2 protein-coding genes are annotated in these 1,403 nt (G+C 67.4%); both read left to right on the top strand.

What is annotated here, in order from left to right:
• Positions 1–384 (top strand): fibronectin type III-like domain-contianing protein (locus tag QN345_RS19070; RefSeq protein ID WP_323509120.1); only part of this gene is annotated, 384 nt, incomplete at its 5' end.
• Positions 385–511: 127 nt separating this feature from the next.
• Positions 512–1,403: xylose isomerase (gene xylA / locus QN345_RS19065; RefSeq protein ID WP_323509119.1), on the top strand; the 892-nt coding region annotated here is incomplete at its 3' end.

Here is a 1,403-nt window from a genome sequence, read left to right as displayed (position 1 = left end):
GCCTCGATGACCACGGATGCCGCAACGACGGTCACGCTCACGGTCACGAACGCGGGTGCCCTCGCAGGGGCCGACGTGGTGCAGCTCTACCTGCACGACCCGGTCGCCTCGGTCGTGCGCCCGGTGAACCGGCTGATCGGCTACGCGCGGGTCGAGCTGGATGCGGGTGCGAGCGCACGCGTCGAGTTCACGGTGCACGCCGACCTGTCCGCGTTCACGGGCAGGGACGGCGACCGCATCGTCGAACCCGGTGCTCTCGAGCTGCGGCTCGGGCACTCGAGCGCGCTCGTCGCCGCACCCCTCAACCTGCGGCTCACCGGGCCCCTGCGCACCGTCGACCACACCCGCGCCCTCGTGGCCGCGGCGACCGTCGCCCCGCGCTGAAGCCCCGCCCGACCGGCCCGTTCCGGTCGCACCGATTGCCGGATGACGGTAGCGCGGCATCCACTTTTCCCCTAATATGTTTATAGATACAACAAATCATCAACGTCGCTGACAGACAAGGAACCTCATGGCCATCACGCCCACCCCCGCAGACAAATTCTCCTTTGGCCTCTGGACCATCGGCTACAACGGCGCTGACCCCTTCGGTGGGCCGACTCGTCCGCCGCTCGACGTCGTCGACGCCGTGGAGAACCTGGCGAAAATCGGGGCGTACGGCCTGACCTTCCACGACAACGACCTGTTCCCGTTCGGCTGCACGGAAGAGAAGCGCCAGTCGCAGATCGACCGCGTCAAGCAGGCGTGTGCAGACACCGGCCTGATCATTCCGATGATCACGACGAACCTGTTCAGCGAGCCCGTCTTCAAGGACGGCGGCTTCACCTCGAACGACCGCAGCGTCCGCCGCTTCGCCCTCCGCAAGGTGCTGCGCAACCTCGACCTCGCGGCCGAACTCGGCGCGAAGACCTTCGTAATGTGGGGCGGGCGCGAAGGCGCGGAGTACGACTCGGCCAAGGACATCCGCTCGGCCCTCTCCCGCTACCGCGAAGCCGTCAACCTGCTCGGCGACTACGTCACCGACAAGGGCTACGACATTCGCTTCGCGATCGAGCCCAAGCCGAACGAACCCCGCGGCGACATCCTGCTGCCGACGATCGGTCACGCGATGGCGTTCATCACGACCCTCGAGCGCCCCGAATTGGTCGGCGTGAACCCCGAGGTCGGCCACGAGCAGATGGCCGGGCTCAACTTCGCCGCCGGCATCGCCCAGGCGCTGTACCAGGGCAAGCTCTTCCACATCGACCTCAACGGCCAGCGCGGCATCAAGTACGACCAGGACCTCGTCTTCGGCCACGGCGACCTGCACAACGCCTTCGCTCTCGTCGACCTGCTCGCCGACGTCAAGGTCCTCACGGCGAAGGGCATCACCCCGATCGCCCTCGGCGGCGCCGACCAGTGGC

Origin of the sequence: Cryobacterium sp. 10I1 (genome assembly GCF_035019805.1) — a bacterium.
Classification (GTDB): Bacteria; Actinomycetota; Actinomycetes; order Actinomycetales; family Microbacteriaceae; genus Cryobacterium; species Cryobacterium glucosi.
This window is presented reverse-complemented; position numbering and strand designations above follow the sequence as displayed.